The 16,776-nt window shown below is 51.8% G+C and carries 20 protein-coding genes; 8 read left to right on the forward strand and 12 right to left on the reverse strand.

Annotated elements, in window-relative coordinates:
- Window positions 1-13: 13 nt before the first annotated feature.
- Entirely contained in the window at window positions 14-178 is a 165-nt protein-coding gene (locus tag O6944_09020; GenBank protein MCZ6719274.1) for a hypothetical protein, read from the reverse strand.
- A 67-nt stretch (window positions 179-245) separates the two neighbouring features.
- On the opposite strand from O6944_09020, the gene O6944_09025 reads away from it, so the two are divergent.
- The 3 genes from O6944_09025 to O6944_09035 all read left to right on the forward strand — a co-directional run bounded on the left by O6944_09025 (window position 246) and on the right by O6944_09035 (window position 1,651).
- Window positions 246-617: a hypothetical protein gene (locus O6944_09025; protein ID MCZ6719275.1), complete on the forward strand. Its 372-nt coding sequence runs from the start codon at window positions 246-248 to the stop codon at window positions 615-617.
- An 87-nt stretch (window positions 618-704) separates the two neighbouring features.
- Window positions 705-878: a hypothetical protein gene (locus O6944_09030; GenBank protein MCZ6719276.1), complete on the forward strand. Its 174-nt coding sequence runs from the start codon at window positions 705-707 to the stop codon at window positions 876-878.
- Between the two features lie 71 nt (window positions 879-949).
- Complete coding sequence (locus tag O6944_09035; protein MCZ6719277.1) at window positions 950-1,651, forward strand: MOSC domain-containing protein; 702 nt, start codon at window positions 950-952, stop codon at window positions 1,649-1,651.
- Between the two features lie 92 nt (window positions 1,652-1,743).
- Here O6944_09035 and O6944_09040 read toward each other — a convergent pair whose 3' ends face one another.
- Together O6944_09040 and budA are read right to left on the reverse strand one after the other, a co-directional pair.
- Complete coding sequence (locus O6944_09040) at window positions 1,744-2,019, reverse strand: cupin domain-containing protein (GenBank protein MCZ6719278.1); 276 nt, start codon at window positions 2,017-2,019, stop codon at window positions 1,744-1,746.
- A gap of 39 nt (window positions 2,020-2,058) precedes the next feature.
- Window positions 2,059-2,835, reverse strand: coding sequence for an acetolactate decarboxylase (budA, locus tag O6944_09045; protein ID MCZ6719279.1), 777 nt, complete (start codon window positions 2,833-2,835; stop codon window positions 2,059-2,061).
- A 185-nt stretch (window positions 2,836-3,020) separates the two neighbouring features.
- Between budA and O6944_09050 the strand changes: the two genes are divergently transcribed.
- Window positions 3,021-4,373 (forward strand): trypsin-like peptidase domain-containing protein, encoded by a 1,353-nt coding sequence (locus tag O6944_09050; GenBank protein MCZ6719280.1) that lies wholly within the window; start codon window positions 3,021-3,023, stop codon window positions 4,371-4,373.
- Window positions 4,374-4,656: 283 nt separating this feature from the next.
- Here O6944_09050 and O6944_09055 read toward each other — a convergent pair whose 3' ends face one another.
- Both O6944_09055 and O6944_09060 read right to left on the reverse strand, forming a co-directional pair.
- Window positions 4,657-4,929, reverse strand: coding sequence for a hypothetical protein (locus O6944_09055; protein ID MCZ6719281.1), 273 nt, complete (start codon window positions 4,927-4,929; stop codon window positions 4,657-4,659).
- 135 nt (window positions 4,930-5,064) lie between these two features.
- Window positions 5,065-5,658: a hypothetical protein gene (locus O6944_09060; GenBank protein ID MCZ6719282.1), complete on the reverse strand. Its 594-nt coding sequence runs from the start codon at window positions 5,656-5,658 to the stop codon at window positions 5,065-5,067.
- A 166-nt stretch (window positions 5,659-5,824) separates the two neighbouring features.
- Here O6944_09060 and O6944_09065 point away from each other — a divergent pair, with 166 nt between their 5' ends.
- A complete protein-coding gene (locus O6944_09065; protein MCZ6719283.1) occupies window positions 5,825-6,757 on the forward strand; it encodes a DUF1460 domain-containing protein in 933 nt (310 codons plus the stop codon).
- Here O6944_09065 and O6944_09070 read toward each other — a convergent pair.
- Window positions 6,754-7,026 carry a PepSY domain-containing protein gene (locus O6944_09070; protein ID MCZ6719284.1) on the reverse strand — a complete coding sequence of 91 codons (273 nt, stop codon included), beginning with the start codon at window positions 7,024-7,026 and terminating at the stop codon, window positions 6,754-6,756. The two genes, O6944_09065 and O6944_09070, sit on opposite strands and share 4 nt — an antisense overlap.
- Window positions 7,027-7,228: 202 nt before the next feature.
- On the opposite strand from O6944_09070, the gene O6944_09075 reads away from it, so the two are divergent.
- The 3 genes from O6944_09075 to O6944_09085 all read left to right on the forward strand — a co-directional run bounded on the left by O6944_09075 (window position 7,229) and on the right by O6944_09085 (window position 12,605).
- On the forward strand, window positions 7,229-8,911 hold the full coding sequence (locus O6944_09075) for an HlyD family efflux transporter periplasmic adaptor subunit (GenBank protein ID MCZ6719285.1): 1,683 nt from the start codon (window positions 7,229-7,231) through the stop codon (window positions 8,909-8,911).
- Window positions 8,908-12,033, forward strand: a complete 3,126-nt coding sequence (locus O6944_09080; protein ID MCZ6719286.1) for an efflux RND transporter permease subunit — start codon at window positions 8,908-8,910, stop codon at window positions 12,031-12,033. The genes O6944_09075 and O6944_09080 overlap by 4 nt, the downstream gene beginning before the upstream one ends.
- Window positions 12,034-12,128: 95 nt before the next feature.
- A complete protein-coding gene (locus O6944_09085) occupies window positions 12,129-12,605 on the forward strand; it encodes an META domain-containing protein (protein ID MCZ6719287.1) in 477 nt (158 codons plus the stop codon).
- A gap of 73 nt (window positions 12,606-12,678) precedes the next feature.
- Here O6944_09085 and O6944_09090 read toward each other — a convergent pair whose 3' ends face one another.
- From O6944_09090 to O6944_09115, 6 genes are all read right to left on the reverse strand, one after another.
- Window positions 12,679-13,077 (reverse strand): hypothetical protein, encoded by a 399-nt coding sequence (locus O6944_09090; protein ID MCZ6719288.1) that lies wholly within the window; start codon window positions 13,075-13,077, stop codon window positions 12,679-12,681.
- 64 nt (window positions 13,078-13,141) lie between these two features.
- Window positions 13,142-14,152, reverse strand: coding sequence for a tetratricopeptide repeat protein (locus O6944_09095; GenBank protein MCZ6719289.1), 1,011 nt, complete (start codon window positions 14,150-14,152; stop codon window positions 13,142-13,144).
- Between the two features lie 203 nt (window positions 14,153-14,355).
- Entirely contained in the window at window positions 14,356-14,790 is a 435-nt protein-coding gene (locus tag O6944_09100; GenBank protein ID MCZ6719290.1) for an isoprenylcysteine carboxylmethyltransferase family protein, read from the reverse strand.
- Between the two features lie 98 nt (window positions 14,791-14,888).
- Entirely contained in the window at window positions 14,889-15,212 is a 324-nt protein-coding gene (locus O6944_09105; GenBank protein MCZ6719291.1) for a cache domain-containing protein, read from the reverse strand.
- A 236-nt stretch (window positions 15,213-15,448) separates the two neighbouring features.
- Window positions 15,449-16,264: an LOG family protein gene (locus O6944_09110; protein ID MCZ6719292.1), complete on the reverse strand. Its 816-nt coding sequence runs from the start codon at window positions 16,262-16,264 to the stop codon at window positions 15,449-15,451.
- A 120-nt stretch (window positions 16,265-16,384) separates the two neighbouring features.
- Window positions 16,385-16,660, reverse strand: a complete 276-nt coding sequence (locus O6944_09115; GenBank protein ID MCZ6719293.1) for a hypothetical protein — start codon at window positions 16,658-16,660, stop codon at window positions 16,385-16,387.
- Window positions 16,661-16,776 lie beyond the last annotated feature (116 nt).

Consider the following 16,776-nt stretch of genomic DNA (forward strand, 5'->3'; position numbering starts at 1 on the left):
CTGCTTGTTTACGTCATGTATCAATCTCGCGATGTCTGATAACATATAGTAATTCGATGCGGGCTGCGCCTAAGGTGCTAATATCGGCGCTAGTCCAAGCGTTCATCATACTCTGATAGGTGTAGATCCCGAGGATTACCTGTCTCATGCCAAAAATAACCCGTCTCTGCTTCGGCATCCTGGTCATACTAACTGGACTCGTCATATTCGGATGCTCAAAACCTTGGACACGACCGAAGCTTACGATGGATGAGGAGCTACAATTGGGGCAGGAAGGGCTCGCCGTCATTGACGGGAGCCACTCCTTCCCTTACGGAAGTGATACACGTATCCAGAAGATTGACGGCCAGTCATTTGGTAGCAGCAATCTATCTGACTTCTATCAGCTCCCCTATCAAGTACAGGTTCCACCTGGCAAACACTTGGTTACCGCGCATCTGTTCGACTGGATGAACTACTGCCAGGCTACTTTAGAATTTAATGCGGAACCCGGCCATAATTACCGGGTTGGTCGATCCATGCTTGCATCTATGCGAACATTACGGATCGAAGATAGGCGCTTCGACAAGGTGCTTGCCGAGGAACCCTGTACCGAGGTCTACTGGGATTCCTGGTAACGCAGACACAAAGATTCGACAAGAATAGACATCTAACGACACAGTCGGTGCGACTGAGACCTTGATCAAAAAGAAGGGAGAATTTCGATGAACGGCAGCAGCATCTACGTATACAGAGCCGAAGGAGCCCGTTTTGGTATCGGTATGGGGACGGCACTTGCGATCGCGATTTCGTGGTCTGTCAACAAATCCGTTCTCTGGGCAATATTCCACGGGATCCTTTCCTGGCTGTACGTGATCTACTACGCCATTGTGAGATAGATCTCAAAACGCAAGGCATATTCTGTGCGCGTCTTTAGACATATACCTCTGCAACGAACTCCCCTACTCACATGAACCTCCTTTCCGTCAGTGTCTCAATGGGAAAGGAGGTCCCATACCAAGGAAAAACGGTTGCGACAGGGATTTTCAAACAATCAGTCGACGGCCGGGTCATGCTTCGTACCTTAAATCTAAACGGAGATAAGCAAATAGACCGCAAAGGCCACGGCGGAATTTACAAAGCCGTCTGTGTCTACACAATTGAAAACTACGAGCACTGGAAGCGAGAACTAGGTCGCGACGACTTCAAGATCCCCCAATTCGGGGAGAATTTCACCGTCGAAGGGATGCTGGAAGAGGACATCCATGTTGGCGACGTCTTTCGCATCGGAGGTGCGGTCGTCGAAGTAACGCAACCGCGCGTCCCTTGTTTCAGGCTCGGGATTAAGATGAACAATCCTAAATTCCCCAGGCTGTTTCTCCGAAGCTGTCGAGTTGGTTTCTATTTCCGCGTACTGGAGGAAGGAGAAGTCGGTCCCGGTGATACGATTGAATATGTCAGAAAGGACCCTGAAGAGATGACCGTCCACGAGATATGTCACTTATATTACTATGATCCAAATAATCTGAAAGCCTGCGAACGCGCAGTCCGGATCGCAGCACTCTCGCCCGGATGGCGCGAGGGATTCATGGATCGATTGGAAAAAGCTGGGATCCCGGTCGAACGCAGAGACGAGCCAGAAGATGCATTGTGCTGTGGTCCAGAGAACTAATACCATCCAATCCCTCCAGCCCTGATAAAAGATCAGATCTAAATCTTACAAGATCGCGTGCGTGATTCCTTTACTTTCCTACTAGATCCTGTCTACGCCGTCTTTTTGTAGCCGTAGTACCAACGATTTGTTGTCTTGCCGATATTTATCACTGTATGCCTCGCGCCTGCCGGGATTAGCATCTCTTCGCCTATCTCGGGACGCAACGTCTTACCAAGAAATGACAACTCCATTTCGCCCTCAATTAGCATCACTAATTCATCTGTTTTGTGGATAAAATCTGGCCATACCTGCCCAGGTGGGTCGATCCAGATATCACAAGTAAATCCTCGTTTTCCCCAATCTGCTCTAATTTCCTTGTAGTTCAACCCAATCAAAATCCGAATAGGTAGCCATTTCGCGTGGAATTACTTATTAACTGATTCGATCTGCTGCAGAATTAATTCCCGATCGCCACTTAGATCCAGATCCGCAAATCCTTCGACTTCTGGAAGAACCATCAGAAAAGCTGCGGTTTGGTCAATCGCAATGGTGCCCTCTCCCGTCACGACGGCGAGGACATGACCACCGCGCGTGCGATCGCAACTGATAAAATGAAAATGATATCCAAGTATATTTAGCCCTTTCATATAAGTCGGTACATAAAAGCCAATCAGCGTGCCCTCGACATCCTCATACGAAAATGTAATCTCTTCTTTCATGATATCTGCTAGTGGTCGATAAGGTTTGCTCTGTTTAGATTCGGTTCGCATTGTGATGGACTTGAAGAGCCCATCAATGCGAAATGCCTGGAATAAGTTGGCATTCTCGATAAGTTCAGCGAGGTGATCCTGAAGCGCCTGGTAGTCCAGTGCAGGGGGCAATGGCGCCGTGTGATCAGCTGCAAAAAACTTAACTACGGCAAAGGGTGTTTGACGCCTACGGGCAAGTTGATAGACACGCCCATCTGCGCGTGCATGATAGAAGACGCCATCGAGTGCTATCATTTCACCGTCGAGGCCATTCACCGTACCGAGTCCAGTATCCCCATAAAATAAAAGTGCTTCGAACGTCATGTCGCCATCGTAAAGCTGGTTCAGTAGCGCGTTGATCGTCGAATACTGGAACAGCGTATCTGGCCGTTCATCAGCCGCTAGCGTATGGCCAGCCATCAGCATGGTGATGGCGATGAATGCCCTTATCATCAATGAACAGTCCTCCAATGGTTTTGAAACATGTTGCCAGAGTGCTCCCAGCGCCTCAACCTGCTTGCAATAATGCAAGAATGAACAAAAAGCCGACCAGACGGCTCGAACCCAATCCAATGGTGTAGTGCCCCGCGACATTCGGTACTATGTACTCAAGCAGAGCAATCATATATCACCAAGTGATGTCAAACGACCTGATAATTAACAATGACCGATACCGTCAATCCATATGGTTTGAGTCGATGCCCGCATTGATGATGAGCATCATCCTGCTATCCGGATTAGTGATCTCGGATTACGCTTCGGCGCGCGATGCGGAAGAGGTCTTCCGCAGTGCCACTACCTACACAGTCAAGATCCGCGGTCGCATCACCACTGCATTTATTCGAGATAACAAGGGTTCCCAAAAGGGGGCTGGATTTCTCGTTGATGCAGACCGAGGGTGGCTCATGACCAACGCTCATGTCGTGGGACGATCACCGGCCGTGATCGGTGTCGCATTTAAGAATCTACCCTTTGTTAATGCGCGAAAGATCTATGTTGATCCCTATCTTGATCTTGCGGTATTGGAAATCGACATGTCGGAAATTCAGGGTGAATTCGTGGCGGCGCCATTGAACTGTGACGAGCTGCCATCGGTTGGGCACCCGGTTGGCGCGTTCGGCCATCCCTATGGACTTGACTTCACCGGAACCCGTGGGATCGTATCAGGCACGTCGGACGACAACCAAGGTCGAATCCTTCAGACCGATGCGGCAATCAACCCGGGCAATTCGGGTGGACCGCTCATCAGTATGGAGTCCGGCATGGTCGTTGGCATCAATGCCGCCCGACGGGCTGAAAAGGGAGATCAAAACACAAATTTCGCGATCCCCATGGTCTTCGCGTGTCGTGTGTTGAAGATGCTCCAGAGGGATCAGGACCCATCACCACCGAATTTACCTGTGATCTTCCTTGAACCTCCGCTGGATCGCGAGGCGCTCATCGTCGGCAGAAGTTATTTGCCGGACAACACGCTTGCGCTGCAGCCTGGCGATGAGATCGTGGGCGTTGAAAGGGATTCCGGCGCGATCATTCACGAGGGGGACCTCATCCATGCCCTTCGCGGACATCTGGGAAATGTGCGTCTTAGGATAAAAAGGGACGGAAGCGAGCGCGTTATCCAAGGGCGGCTCGCGCCCTCCCCGCTCCTCACCGAACGCGTTGGGATCCTGGTATCCGGAATACTTATCGGTCCCAATACGTTACGAGACGCCACGGCCTTGGGTACCAATAATGGTCTTTTGATTCATGAGGTTGAACGGGGAACAGCCGGAGAGGTTCTGGAGTTTCAGCCTTACGACGTCGTAACGACCGTCGACGGCAAACGCTATAGTGATGTAGAGACGCTCTTCTCCTACCTGCAAAATGCCGAGGCGGCCGGGCGGCCGGTCACCGTTGAAGTATTGCGTCTCTCAGATACAGCAATGCACTTTTTTGACTATATGCGGCGCGACGTCCCAATTGATAGTCTGGAACTCATCTCGGGGCAATAAAAACAATCTTGACGCACCAGCCGCAATCCTACTCGTATTAATAGTTCATTATCATTCACGTTGCCTCGTCAGTATAAAGGGCGATCAAGACAAGGCGCACGCTATAAATTCCCCATGATAACGATTGCTTCGCCACCTGCAACCGGAACTAACCTCCCCGCATTCCGGTCGGATCAACACCAGCCTCATAGCGCATGGCACCTAGCTCCACAAGGATCTCGCGAAGCACATCCGCATCAGCCTGCATGCGTCCTGCTTTATTCCTAAGCCATTCTTCGTGAGCCTATATCTTATGCTCTACCTCATTCTTTCGTTCTAAAAGGCGATCATGCCAGTCGCGGGTTTGTGTCTCGCCAATCTGTAGGGCCTTCTCCGCAATTTCACAACGTTCACATTTCTTCTGCAGATCTTCAAACGTGGTATCAAGCGCTTTTGGCTTTAATTTCTGTGCTTTGATTTCAATACTTGCCTTGAGTACCGCGTCGAAGAACTGTTGGCGCATGAGGTCTACGAAATCTTCGATCTCATTGACTTCCCCTGGGTTAATAGTAAGCATCTGGTTTATCTCCTGAATAATGTGTCTATCCAATAGTCAACATATGTCATCCGGTTAGCCGGATTTGAGCGTGCGATTGTACAAATATGATGATCCCCTCCACTCCCTGTGGATAGACCGAACCCATGCCTCCGCTCATTGATACTGCTCGAAGATCTCCTTAAATATGATCTGACGATCCACGGTTGGAATTATGGCCATGCTCTCCCGCCCAAGATGGGCGACTAGCCCCGGACAGAGTAAAGCGGCATCAGGGTCCAATTTGCTTGGAAATCCATCTCTTAAGGCTTGCCAGAAACCTGCCATGTCCGTCTCGGCTCTAATTTGCGCAGTAGCATAGGTGCTATTTGGGTCACGCGCTTGCGACTTGAAGGAATTAATGATTACCTGCGCCTCTCCAAGGAAGTAGGTATCCAAAAACTTATTCAAATACCGTGACTGATCACCTGTTCTAACTCGCAAACTGGCCAGGTCAGCAGCAGCCGTTACACAGGCACTTGCAATGCCTGCCATGTAGCCAATTAAATACTCATCGTTTTGCCTTTCCTCGGCTAACGCGCCCGTGTCAGCGTTCCTGGCCGAGACAAGGATGATGTTCAACATTGATAGCGCATTGCGCGTCATTTGCTTCTGTAATTGTCGCGCTTTCTTATTTTCTCGTATCCATCTAAAAACCCATACAAACGAAAGGATAATGAGGAAGACGAGGCCTAGCCAAATCAAATTCATTAACCGAAAACCAACCTCACTCTTATCTATGGCACCCCTAACGCATCAGCCCACCTGACAACAATCCACTTATCTGGCTGAACCTCCCGACAATAGGTCCAATTATAATAGCTTAGATCCCAACAACGACGTGCACTCGCGTCGTAGAGATCCTAGAATAACTATCATGGACGCCACGCGGACGACTGTTGCCCTTTGCACGCTGCTCCTTGCTGTCGCAAGCACCATGACGCCTGTCTGCGAGGCAAGCGAGGCTGAACCTCATGGAGTGGCCACATCGACACGTTCGGCTGCGCCGCACCAGCTCGACCCCACGCAAGCGATCCTACTTAGACGCTGGTATAGCACCGTCGGACCTCGGCGCAATGATGAGGCCTTCGGCGAACTCACCACCCGGGCCGCGAAGGTTCATCTCGGATCAGCGTATCGCAATGCACCACAGACGGCCGCACCGGAAACATTACGCGTCAACCTCGAAACATTTCAATGCGTCTCACTCATTGAGAGCACCCTGGCGCTGGCCCGGTGCACCTGGACCGACAAGCGTAATGAGGTATGCTTTTTACGCGAGCTCGAAGCATTTCGTTATCGGAATGGGACGATGAATACCTATTCCTCAAGGCTGCATTACTTCACCGACTGGATTGACGATAACATGAAACGCCAGCGTCTCGTGCCGCTCGCTGCCGAGCTTGGTGGCGAACCCGCCCAACAGCCTTTCTTTTTCATGACCACACATGCCACGCACTATCCGGCGCTGGCAGATCCGACAGTGTTTCAGGCAATTGCTCATACAGAATCCCGGCTAAGCGGGCGCCAGCACCGGGTTATTAATGGTGAAGAACTTATCGCGCTTAAGGATGCCCTTCAGGATGGCGATATCGTTGCCGTCGTCGGCATAAAGCCTGGTCTTATGGTTACCCACGTCGGCTTTATCGATCGCGGACCTGATGATGTGGCCCGCATCCTCCATGCCTCAAGCTTCCACCAGCAGGTCATCCTCACCGCGGAGGACGTCGCTGAACATGTCAGCCGCCATCCCGCGCGCCGCGGCGTCATCATTGCCCGCCCAGCATCGCCAAAAGAACGATTGCGTTAGTCGGATCGTTGTGACTTTATCGCACCGGAGACTGGATCGACTTTCAGTTCCAGTTTCTTTCCGTCTCTAAAACGTTCGACTTCCCAAACGCCGTCTTCGAATTCAACTTCAACAATGGTGTCATAACCCTGATCTTCAAGCGTCCTGCCGATCTCAGATAGCGGCTTTGCATTGGCAGGGGGTCGATCATGACTAGCTGACCCCACGAGTGGGAAAAGTGTTAGAGCGATGGTGAGTGCTGCAAGAACAATAGGCGTGCTAAGTCTCATTACTATCTCTCTACTTTATTTGGGTTTGGTTATTTTTCCCCTGAAGTTGATTAGGTACTTCGAGTTTCATTATAACATGACCGTTCCCTCCCAATGATCTGATTGGTTGTATTAGCGGCCCTTGTGATAACATGTCCTAAAAAATGGTCTGCGCCATTCACACATCCATTGTCGAATGCCACGAAGGCTGAGGTTTGTGGGAATGCAGAGTCGCCTTTTAACGATCGCTGTCTTTACGATAAGTGTCATATGCGCTGGGTGCAGCGAGGACCCGGGTAACCAGGCCCCTGCCGTCAAACCTCGGCCGGTTACAGTCCTGAGGCTTCTCGAGCGTGACTTTTCCCGCGAGTCACATCTAACGGGTTCGGTCAGCCTCTACCGCGAGGAGAAGGTCGGGTTCGAAGTCGGCGGGCGATTGTTGGCAGTCCTCGACCTCGGCAAAGAAGTCCTGGGCCCAGCCTACGATGATTACGGACAGCTGGTCCGGTCCGGCGATCTCATCGCGAAGATCGATGACACCCGCTACCGTCTCCAGGTCCAGGCCCTGCAAGCACGTCTCCATGCACTGATCAAGCAACGCGACGCCCAGCGTATCGACGTGGAACAGGTCGCACCATCCAACCTCGAGGCAGCTGAAGCGCGGCTCAAGGACGCAGAGGCTGGGCTAACGCTGGCACAACAAACCCTCGATCGTCAGCAACGTATCCTGGCAGGCGGCGCAGGCATGCAACAGGCCGTGGACGACGCCCAAAGCAATTACGACAGTATGGTGGCCCGTATCGCCCAGAGCCAAAGCGCCGTAGCCGCCGCCCAAGCCGCCATCGCACTGAAACGTGCTGAGATGGAGTCTACCGAAGCCAAGATCGACGAGATCGGAGAAGACCTGCGGCGAGCCCAAGAAGATCTCGAAGACTGTGACCTGGTGGCGCCGTTCTCGGGTCGCATCACGCTCATTCACGTCACGCAAGGAGCCGTCATTGAGGCGGGCATGCCTGTCGTGACCTTGAGTTTAATGGATCCCATCCAGGTACAGGTCGCAGTGTCGGCCGATGCGGATCGGCGCATCCAGACCGGTGATCGAGCGATCATCTATCCGAAAGACCCCGTCGATCCAGACGGCGAGCCCGCACAGTTGAATGCCATCGTCTACGAAAAGGGCGCCGTCGCCGATCCGGATACGCGGACGTTTCGCATCGATCTCATGACGCGTAATGAGCGTCGTCGAGTCGAGCAATTCGCTCCAGAGACGAAAGGGCTCCCCGTCGTCACAGATTTCCTTCCAGTCGTAAGGCGTTACCGTGGCGAGGAAGGTGAACTGTTTATTAATACCGCCAGCGTCTACCTCGAAGGTGGGAAAACCTACGTGCTTCGCTTACCCGGGGTGAGTTTCCACGCGGGTGCGCAGCGTAGCGCCGTTGGCAAACATCTACCCGACAAGGTGGAGGTGGTTCTCGGTGACGACTACTTCTCAGTGATCAAGTGGAACTTTCGGAGTCTGAAAGACAGCGGTGATCTGCGCGAAGGAGATTTCCTCGTAATCGAGCCCAAGACGAAGCACCTGGATGGCCTTGCCATCGGACGACCCCAGTGGCTCTTGCGCCCAGGCGATCTGGTACCCGTCAAGTTTCTACTGCATGCCACCCCCAAAGGCCTGTATGTCCCAGTAGATGCCATTACTACGCTCGACGGTAAGCACGTTGTTTTTGTCGTCGAAGAGAACATAGCGCGGCCAAAGGACGTTTCGGTCCACGAGACCTATCATGAGCTCCGCCGCATCGAGGGCGACGGGATCGTATCAGGTGTCCCGATCATCGTGAGCGGCGTGCACTACGTGTCTGACGGCCAACCGGTAACCATTGTTGGCGAAGAAACTTTGCCCAGATGAACCTTCCACGGTTTGCGCTTACCCATCGGTCCGTCGTCCTTGCCTTTGTAGGCATCCTTCTTAGCGTCGGTCTCTTCAACTTCACAACCATGTCTCGCCGTGAGGATCCGGAGATTACTATCCGTGACGCCCTGGTCATCACCAGTTGGCCAGGGGCTCCCGCCACTAAGGTGGAGGAGCTCATCACAGATCCCCTGGAGAAGGCCATCGCTGAGATCGCGGAAGTCGACGAGATCAAGTCCATCTCGTTGGTGGGCCTCTCAATAATTGAAGTAACCGTCGATGACAACGTGAGCAATACAGACCAGGTATGGGACGACGTGCGCGCTAAAGTGCAACCCGTTCGGACTAGGTTACCCCAGGGTACGAATCCCCCTTTTGTTAATTCTGACTATGGAGATGTGTATGCGGTTGTGCTCGCCCTGTACCAAATACCGATCCCCGGACAAGATCGAATTGAGCGACCATACACACCACGCCAGCTTGAGATCTTTGCGGAACTAATCGAAGACGAGCTCGAGCTCATCCCATCAGTAGCCAAGGTGGAGTTCTGGGGAGTGCAACCCGAGCGTATCTACGTTGAAGTCGACAGCGCTGACTGGGCGAAGATCAACGTGACTGCCAGTCAGCTTCGAGACATTTTTGAAGCACGAAATATAGTTGAACCTGGTGGCGAATTGGACACGGACCGCGTGCGATACGCAGTCGTTCCGACCGGCGAGTTTACCTCGGTAACCCAGATGAACGAGCTTGTTGTGAGCCGTCTCGATGGCAACCTACCGGTGCGCCTTGGTGACCTGCCCATTCGTATCGAGCGGCGCTACGAAGAGCCGCCTCGAACCTTAACCCGGTTCACAGATCCAGAAACGCCGCACCAGCCTTCTTTAGTGCTCGGCATCGCGATGAAAAGTGGCCGTAACGTCGTTGAGATGGGCCAGACGGTAGATGCGGTGCTCACTCGCCTGCAGGACCTTGTGCTCCCACCCGACATTCAACTCACACACATCAATGATCTGCCCCGACAGGTCAATACTCGGCTTCAGGATTTCCAGAAAAATCTGCTCCTTGGCGCGATTATCGTCCTCGGTGTTGCCCTAGTAACAATGGGATGGCGCCCCGCACTTATCATGGCTACCGCCGTGCCGCTGTCCATGATCTGTGCTTTCGCGGTAGTTCCGATTTTTGGAATCGAATTGGAGCAGTTTTCGATCGCAGCCCTGATCATCGCGCTTGGCATGGTGGTGGACAACGCTATCGTGGTTTCCGACAACACGTTCCGTCTCATTCGGGCAGGCATGCCCAAACAGGAAGCCGCCATCAAGGGCGCCCAGAATCTCGCTATACCTATTTTGACGTCGACATTGACCACAATATTCGCATTTCTCCCCATGTTGACGATCATTGGCAACGTCGGGGAGTATGTGGGGAGTCTCCCGGTGGTCGTTGCAGTCACTCTCGCCTCAAGTTTCTTCGTAGCGCTTCTGGTGACGCCGATCATGAGCGCGTGGCTACTGAAGCCCCCAGCCGTTGATAAGAGGCAGGCGCCGCAAGAGTCACCCGTAGGTCCACCGCTATATGATCGAATCATAAGTTGGTCACTGGAGCGCAAGGGAATCGTACTGGGCTCTGCCCTGACGGTATTCGCCGGGAGCCTCCTCCTGCTTCCGATCATCGGGTCCCAATTCTTCCCATCGGCGCTTCGCGATCAGTTCTTTGTCAAGGTTTGGCTGCCCGAAGGTTCACCTATCGCTATGACGGCTGACATCGCCAAGCACGTCGAACAGATACTTCTCGAGACAAGCCCAGTTATTAAAGACGGTTTGAAAGAAGAGCGCCTTGCTAATGTGGTCAGCTTCGTGGGTACGGGAGGTCCACGCCTCATACTGACCCAAGCGCCTGAGTACGACTATCCGTACTTTGCATTCCTACTTGTGAATACGACAGATTCAAAATACACCAAGGAATACGCCAAGGACATCCGCCGAGAAGTAGCTAAGATCCACCAAGCGCGCATTACCGTTGACCTTTATATGTTAGGACCTCCGATTAAAGATCCGGTAGCGTTTCGTTTGAGTGGCCCAGATGCCGATATATTAAGAAAAAAAAGCCGAGACATGATCAAGATTTTTAAAAAGACCCCTGGCACGGATGGCCCCTATAGCAACTGGGGAGCTACCGGATACCAGGTCGAAGTGAAGATCAACCCGTATGCTGCCAATCTCGCTGGTGTTACCAACGCTGATGTCGCGTTGACAACAAAATCGCTACTCTCTGGCGCACACCTAACCACCTATCGCGAGGGAGATCATCTCGTGCCCGTTGTGCTGAGAACACTGCGCGAGAAACGCAAGGATCTAAATGATCTGTCCGGAATCTTTGTGAACGGAGCGTTTGGCAAGGTGCCTCTGGCCTCCGTCGCCAAAGTCGTGCCAACTTGGAAACCGGCAGTTGTGGCGCGCCGTAACAACATACCCACAGTCACTGTAGGTTCACGGGTTGACGAAGGCATTCTCGCCAACACCATTGCCTCACGCATCAAGCCTCGCCTGGAGGAAATGGTCGCGGCCATGCCTGTTAGCTACCGACTCGAACAGGGTGGCGAACAGGAAGAGACTGCTAAAGCCCAATCGCAAGTCGTTCGCGCGATTGGCATTGCGATGGTGTTGATAATCCTCGTGCTGACTGTGCAGTACAACTCATTTCTCAAACCTCTGATCATTCTCATCACGATTCCGTTGGCCATGATCGGTGTGCTAATTGGACTGCTGATCACGGGCTGGGCAATGGGATTTATGGCAATGCTCGGAGTACTCGCTCTGGCAGGCATCGTTATCAATAACGCCATCATTCTTATTGATTTTATCGAAACCAGAGTAGCCGATGGTCAATCATTGCGCACTGCTGTGACTGAGGCAGGCCGATTACGTATGCGCCCGATCATACTGACAAGTCTCACCACGATTGGTGGATTACTACCACTTTCACTATTTGGCGGCGCCCTTTGGGCCCCTATGACCAATGGAATGATATTTGGCTTGATCTTGTCAACGGTGTTAACACTTGTCGTCGTGCCGACACTCTATGTCACGTTCGCAGAGAAGTTTAATATGAAGGTCGTGTAGTCGTGAACGAGGGGATCTGATAGCTCTGGTGTAGTTATCACCTAAGTTCAGTTAACAACACACATCATTCCTTTTGGAACTTGCCACAAATGGAAATGAACAGAATTGGATTAACAATACTGGTTTTATTTTTGCTCCTACAAGGTTGTAATTCACCCGAGTCCAACACTTCTCAGCCTGAGTCCAATAGTGTTCAGGTTGGACCAAGTAACCTTAACACGATCGCAGGCATCGAGTGGCGCCTTACTCAGATGATCGTAAATAATGATGGTGTCCCGTTACTCCCTGATGCTACCGTCACGTTCTTATACACTGGTGATGGGAAGGTGGCGGGATCAGCGTCGATCAACCGTTACTTCGGAAACCTTGAGATGAGTAAAGACGGTAATATCACCTGGAGCGAGCCCGGATTCGGCACAACCTTGATGGCTGGGCCGCCGGAGCTCATGAGCCAAGAAACGAAGTTCCTGAAATCCCTGAAATCTGTTCAACAGATGTACCTGAAAGACTCAACCCTTACCATGGAGAGCGATGATAGATCAGTTTATCTCGTATTTGTAAAGGATACCTAATCAAGACAATTTGCCTGGGGTCACCTAATATCAGCGCATCCAAAACCTAGATGGCTGCAAGCGTTTCCCTGCGTTATGTAGCCCGCGCGCGCCCTATCACATAACACAGCAAACCCAAGATCCCTAGCGCCATCCACTGGTAGATAGGTAGGAAAAGAAAGACCAAACCACCCTGTGCATCGATGTGGATAAAGACCGTGTCAATGAGTAAGGCAAGGGTGAGCCCGCAGATTAGAACCGTCCCACCCAGGATCGTCAGGACCGACACTCGATCATCGACCGCCTTGTTGCTTAACAACCAAAGTATCACATAAGGTGAGGCGGCCCAGGCAAGGAAAACCCCCAAAAGGATATAGCCAGCAATATTTTGATATGCATAATTATCGCCCCAGGGTTGGGCTGAATAGACCATAAGTCCCATCGTCACGAGCAGTGACAGAATCGTGATGAGCTTCGCGAGTGTTTTGGCCAAGTGGTGCGGGATCGAACTAGGTTATTCAGTCGGTTGGCGTGTCACCCAAATGTGGGGCGTTGAGTTATCTCCCGTACTGCATCGACAATTCCTTTGACAGTTTCTCTGCCTCATCGATTTGCTCTGGGGTTAACAGTGCTGCGATGCGGTCACGGTTCGTGCGAGCCGTTTCATATCCGGCTTCCGCGGCAACGGCCGACCAGGCATACGCCTGCACACCGTCGATCGGTACGCCCCGACCGGTCACGTACATACCTGCGAGGTTATTTTGTGCCTCTGCATAACCTTGCTCGGCCGCTTTGCGATACCACTTAACCGCCTGCGAGTAATCTTGTGGAACGCCTTGACCTACCTCATACATGTAGCCAAGATTATGCTGAGCATCAGCGATCCCCTGCTCAGCGGCCCTTCGGATCCAAATCGCTGCTTCACTATAATCCTGCTGGACACCCTGTCCTGTCGCATACATGTAGCCGAGATCATTTTGCGCCACCGCAATACCCTGCTCAGCTGCTTTCCGGATCCAGATTGCAGCTTCAGCGTCGTCCTGTTGGATGCCTTGCCCCGTCGCATACCGATAAGCGAGATCACTCTGCGCCTTCGCGTGTCCATGCTTCGCCGCCATGTGGGTCCACATGAGCGCTTGCGCATCATTCTGCGGAACGCCCTGACCGGAAAGATACATCTGGGCAAGGCGATATTGCGCTAATGCAAACCCCTGGGCTGCCGCCTTGTGGTACCACTTGACGGCCTCATCATAGTCCTGCGCAACTCCCAGGCCACGTTCGTACATCACGGCAAGGTTAAATTGCGCCTGGGGCACTCCTTGATCAGCGGCCGTGCGATACCACTTCACCGCCTCAGCATAGTCTTTCGGAACACCACGGCCATGCCGGTACATCAGTGCGAGATTGAACTGCGCCTCAGGTACCCCACGCAATGCGAGCGCCCTGTACTCTCGAAACGCCAGGGCGTAGTGTTCGCTTTGATAGGCAGCCGCAGCCGACTCTGCATCCGCCCACACAGCGCCTGGCAAAGCAACAATGATAATTGTCGCAAGTAAGGCTTTTCTCATTGCAGGAGGTATCCCCCCCTATTTTTTATCATCTCCCGCCGTCAAGCGGGTGCTTTACACGCAATTAGATTTATTTGGATAGGTTATGATCAGATAGAGTATAGAACCTCGATCCCAGATATGCTGCCATTGCTAGGCGGCGCAAATAAATACCCTTAGTCAGTTTGCGATGCTAGTGCTCGAAAAGCGATTGTATCTGTGACTTATAACCATCTTCGGACGCTTGCTTTGTAGTCGAGATAGTCCTGTCCAAATTGTCGCTCGAGGCGAACTTCCTCCCTGACGATGACCTTGTAATGCACTATGACAAGTGCCAGTGGCAGCAACAGGATGACCCACGCGAGATCCAGAGAAACACCCAGTCCGCAATATAAAAGCGTCACTGACAGGTACATGGGATTGCGCGTGAAACGAAATGAACCCGTGACAACAAGTGTGGCAACCGGCTTGTCGATATTCATCGCTGTCCGCTGGCAGATTAACTCGCGAAAGCTGAGTGCGACTAGCGGAATCGACAAGAGAATTAATAGCGATCCCAAGGTAAGACTCAACCGGTCTGGGAAAAAGTGAATGGGCATGCTCCGGTGCAAAAGATAACCTGTGAGAAATACCCCCGCATAGATAACCGGCGGTGGCACGATGCCCCCCGACGCACCTCGGGACCTATTTAATCGAGTAGTCCCCATCATCCGAACAGGACAACAATGGAAGCAAGGATGAATCCAAACGCAAGTTTTTAATCAAGATAGATGCCACTGCCCACGACGAGGGCTCTCCCGCCTGAATCTACCTTCGTTACATAGGTTAATTTCTTTGCGTGTTTGCCTTCGCTCGGCTTTGGCCACATATATTGAACCCATCCGGAGGATTTTGTCCTCACGGCATCGATAAGCTTTTGAATCACGAACGTGCCTTCGGAATTCTGGAGGCTCAGCATATTCGCCCCCTCAAAATCGGGATTGGCCGGATGACACACAATGGCTCCGTTCATGTCATTAATGAAGACGTAGGTATCTCCATGAAACCACTGACTGCCCGGCTGTTTGAATTCCTCACACACTTTCTTCTCGCCTATGCTTTCAACAAGTTCGCTGCCCTGTCAACAAATGTAACGAGATGTTTTTTGTTGTCACCACCCGCGCTTGGTGCTTCAGACCACAATACTGACAAAAAGATGGAGGCTCCAATAATAAATAATAGCCAACGGTTCAAAGCGATACTCTTCATTTGCTTGCTCCGTTTTCACAATGCATCGTCCGATATTGCCAATATAGGTCCTTCACACTTACCATAAACTTAAAGGATTGCGCCGCGCTCCTCAAGGCCGTATTTGCTAAGTTCCTGAGTGATGAAGTCAAAAGCTTCGTCCACCGAGTCAGTTCGGAACATAAATTTCAGATCATCTGGACTAATGCTGCCATATCGCACGAGGGCTTCGAAATTGATCACTTGATCCCAGTACTCAGTACCGAAGAGTACCAGTGGCAAGTGTTTGCGGATCTTTCGGGTCTGCAGCAACGTCAGGATCTCGAAGAGCTCATCGAGGGTACCGTATCCCCCTGGAAAAATAATCACGGCCTTTGCCAGATATAAGAACCAGAACTTCCGCATAAAGAAATAGTGAAAGTGAAATCCCAGCTCCCGGGTAACATATCGATTAGCAAACTCCTTTTCAGGAATGGAGATGGTGAGCCCCATATTCATGCCTTTGGCTTCCGAAGCTCCCTGACTGGCCGCTTCCATGATTCCGGGCCCGCCACCGGTGCAGACCACAAAGCGCCGATGTTCATCTGGCAATTTCTTTGACCAATCGGTCAACCGGTGAGCAAGTGCTTTGGCTGACTCATAGTATTTCGATATCTCAAGGCGATGTTTAGCCTTTTCCAAATCCCCATCCCCGTCTTTAGCGGCTTTGACCTCTTTCTTTGCCTTCCCAGGGGGTGGGCAGCGCGCGGATCCCATAAATACAATCGTGTCTTCGATTCCGTAATGGGACAAACGGCTGTGCGGCTCCAAATATTCAGCCAGTATCCTCAGTGATCGAGCTGCGCTGCTGTTAAGAAAATTCTCATTACTGTATGCCTTGGTCAGGTCCTGTGCTTTTTCATCCATCGTACTTGCTTTTCTAAAGATTTGAAGGAAAAATTTTGAATGTCCGGGAGTAAGGACATTAGCAACCATGATACACGGAAACGGTGGGATTGGGGGCCGCCTGTGGCGCCAGTGTATCCCTTATTCACGTAACCCTTTAATGAGATAAGGGATGCTCAAAATCGTGACGACCGTGTCTGGGTCCAGCACAATCATCAAGAATATCCAATTTGAGAACTCGACAGCCAGCATGGATAAGCCGACGATAATAAAAAGCGGCCCGACAAAAGGTGCCGGTGAACTCCACTCGCCATTCTCCTTCTTCCGATTTTTGAAGTTCCTTATTTGCCTCACGTAGCTGGCAAAAACGATCAATGCGCCAAAGAGTATGAGAGCACCGCCAAGAAAGTAATCCACTGAATCGAACCCTTTTCCCTTTCCACACTCAATAACCGAAGCTGAGTCGGCAAAGGCCGGCGCAGACAAGCATGCGCCGTTTAGAAGCCAGTAGCTTCAGCCCAGCATGTGATAAG

This window comes from Gammaproteobacteria bacterium (assembly GCA_027296625.1).
Classification (GTDB): Bacteria; Pseudomonadota; Gammaproteobacteria; order JAKEHO01; family JAKEHO01; genus JAKEHO01.

Bases quoted from the DNA above. Each gene is read 5' to 3' on its own strand.
- budA (MCZ6719279.1), bottom strand. From the start codon at position 2,835: ATGATAAGGGCATTCATCGCCATCACCATGCTGATGGCTGGCCATACG.
- O6944_09055 (MCZ6719281.1), bottom strand. From the start codon at position 4,929: ATGCTTACTATTAACCCAGGGGAAGTCAATGAGATCGAAGATTTCGTA.
- O6944_09070 (MCZ6719284.1), bottom strand. From the start codon at position 7,026: ATGAGACTTAGCACGCCTATTGTTCTTGCAGCACTCACCATCGCTCTA.
- O6944_09075 (MCZ6719285.1), top strand. From the start codon at position 7,229: ATGCAGAGTCGCCTTTTAACGATCGCTGTCTTTACGATAAGTGTCATA.
- O6944_09110 (MCZ6719292.1), bottom strand. From the start codon at position 16,264: ATGGATGAAAAAGCACAGGACCTGACCAAGGCATACAGTAATGAGAAT.
- O6944_09080 (MCZ6719286.1), top strand. From the start codon at position 8,908: ATGAACCTTCCACGGTTTGCGCTTACCCATCGGTCCGTCGTCCTTGCC.
- O6944_09060 (MCZ6719282.1), bottom strand. From the start codon at position 5,658: ATGAATTTGATTTGGCTAGGCCTCGTCTTCCTCATTATCCTTTCGTTT.
- O6944_09095 (MCZ6719289.1), bottom strand. From the start codon at position 14,152: ATGAGAAAAGCCTTACTTGCGACAATTATCATTGTTGCTTTGCCAGGC.
- O6944_09085 (MCZ6719287.1), top strand. From the start codon at position 12,129: ATGAACAGAATTGGATTAACAATACTGGTTTTATTTTTGCTCCTACAA.
- O6944_09035 (MCZ6719277.1), top strand. From the start codon at position 950: ATGAACCTCCTTTCCGTCAGTGTCTCAATGGGAAAGGAGGTCCCATAC.
- O6944_09020 (MCZ6719274.1), bottom strand. From the start codon at position 178: ATGCCGAAGCAGAGACGGGTTATTTTTGGCATGAGACAGGTAATCCTC.
- O6944_09025 (MCZ6719275.1), top strand. From the start codon at position 246: ATGGATGAGGAGCTACAATTGGGGCAGGAAGGGCTCGCCGTCATTGAC.
- O6944_09065 (MCZ6719283.1), top strand. From the start codon at position 5,825: ATGGACGCCACGCGGACGACTGTTGCCCTTTGCACGCTGCTCCTTGCT.
- O6944_09030 (MCZ6719276.1), top strand. From the start codon at position 705: ATGAACGGCAGCAGCATCTACGTATACAGAGCCGAAGGAGCCCGTTTT.
- O6944_09050 (MCZ6719280.1), top strand. From the start codon at position 3,021: ATGTCAAACGACCTGATAATTAACAATGACCGATACCGTCAATCCATA.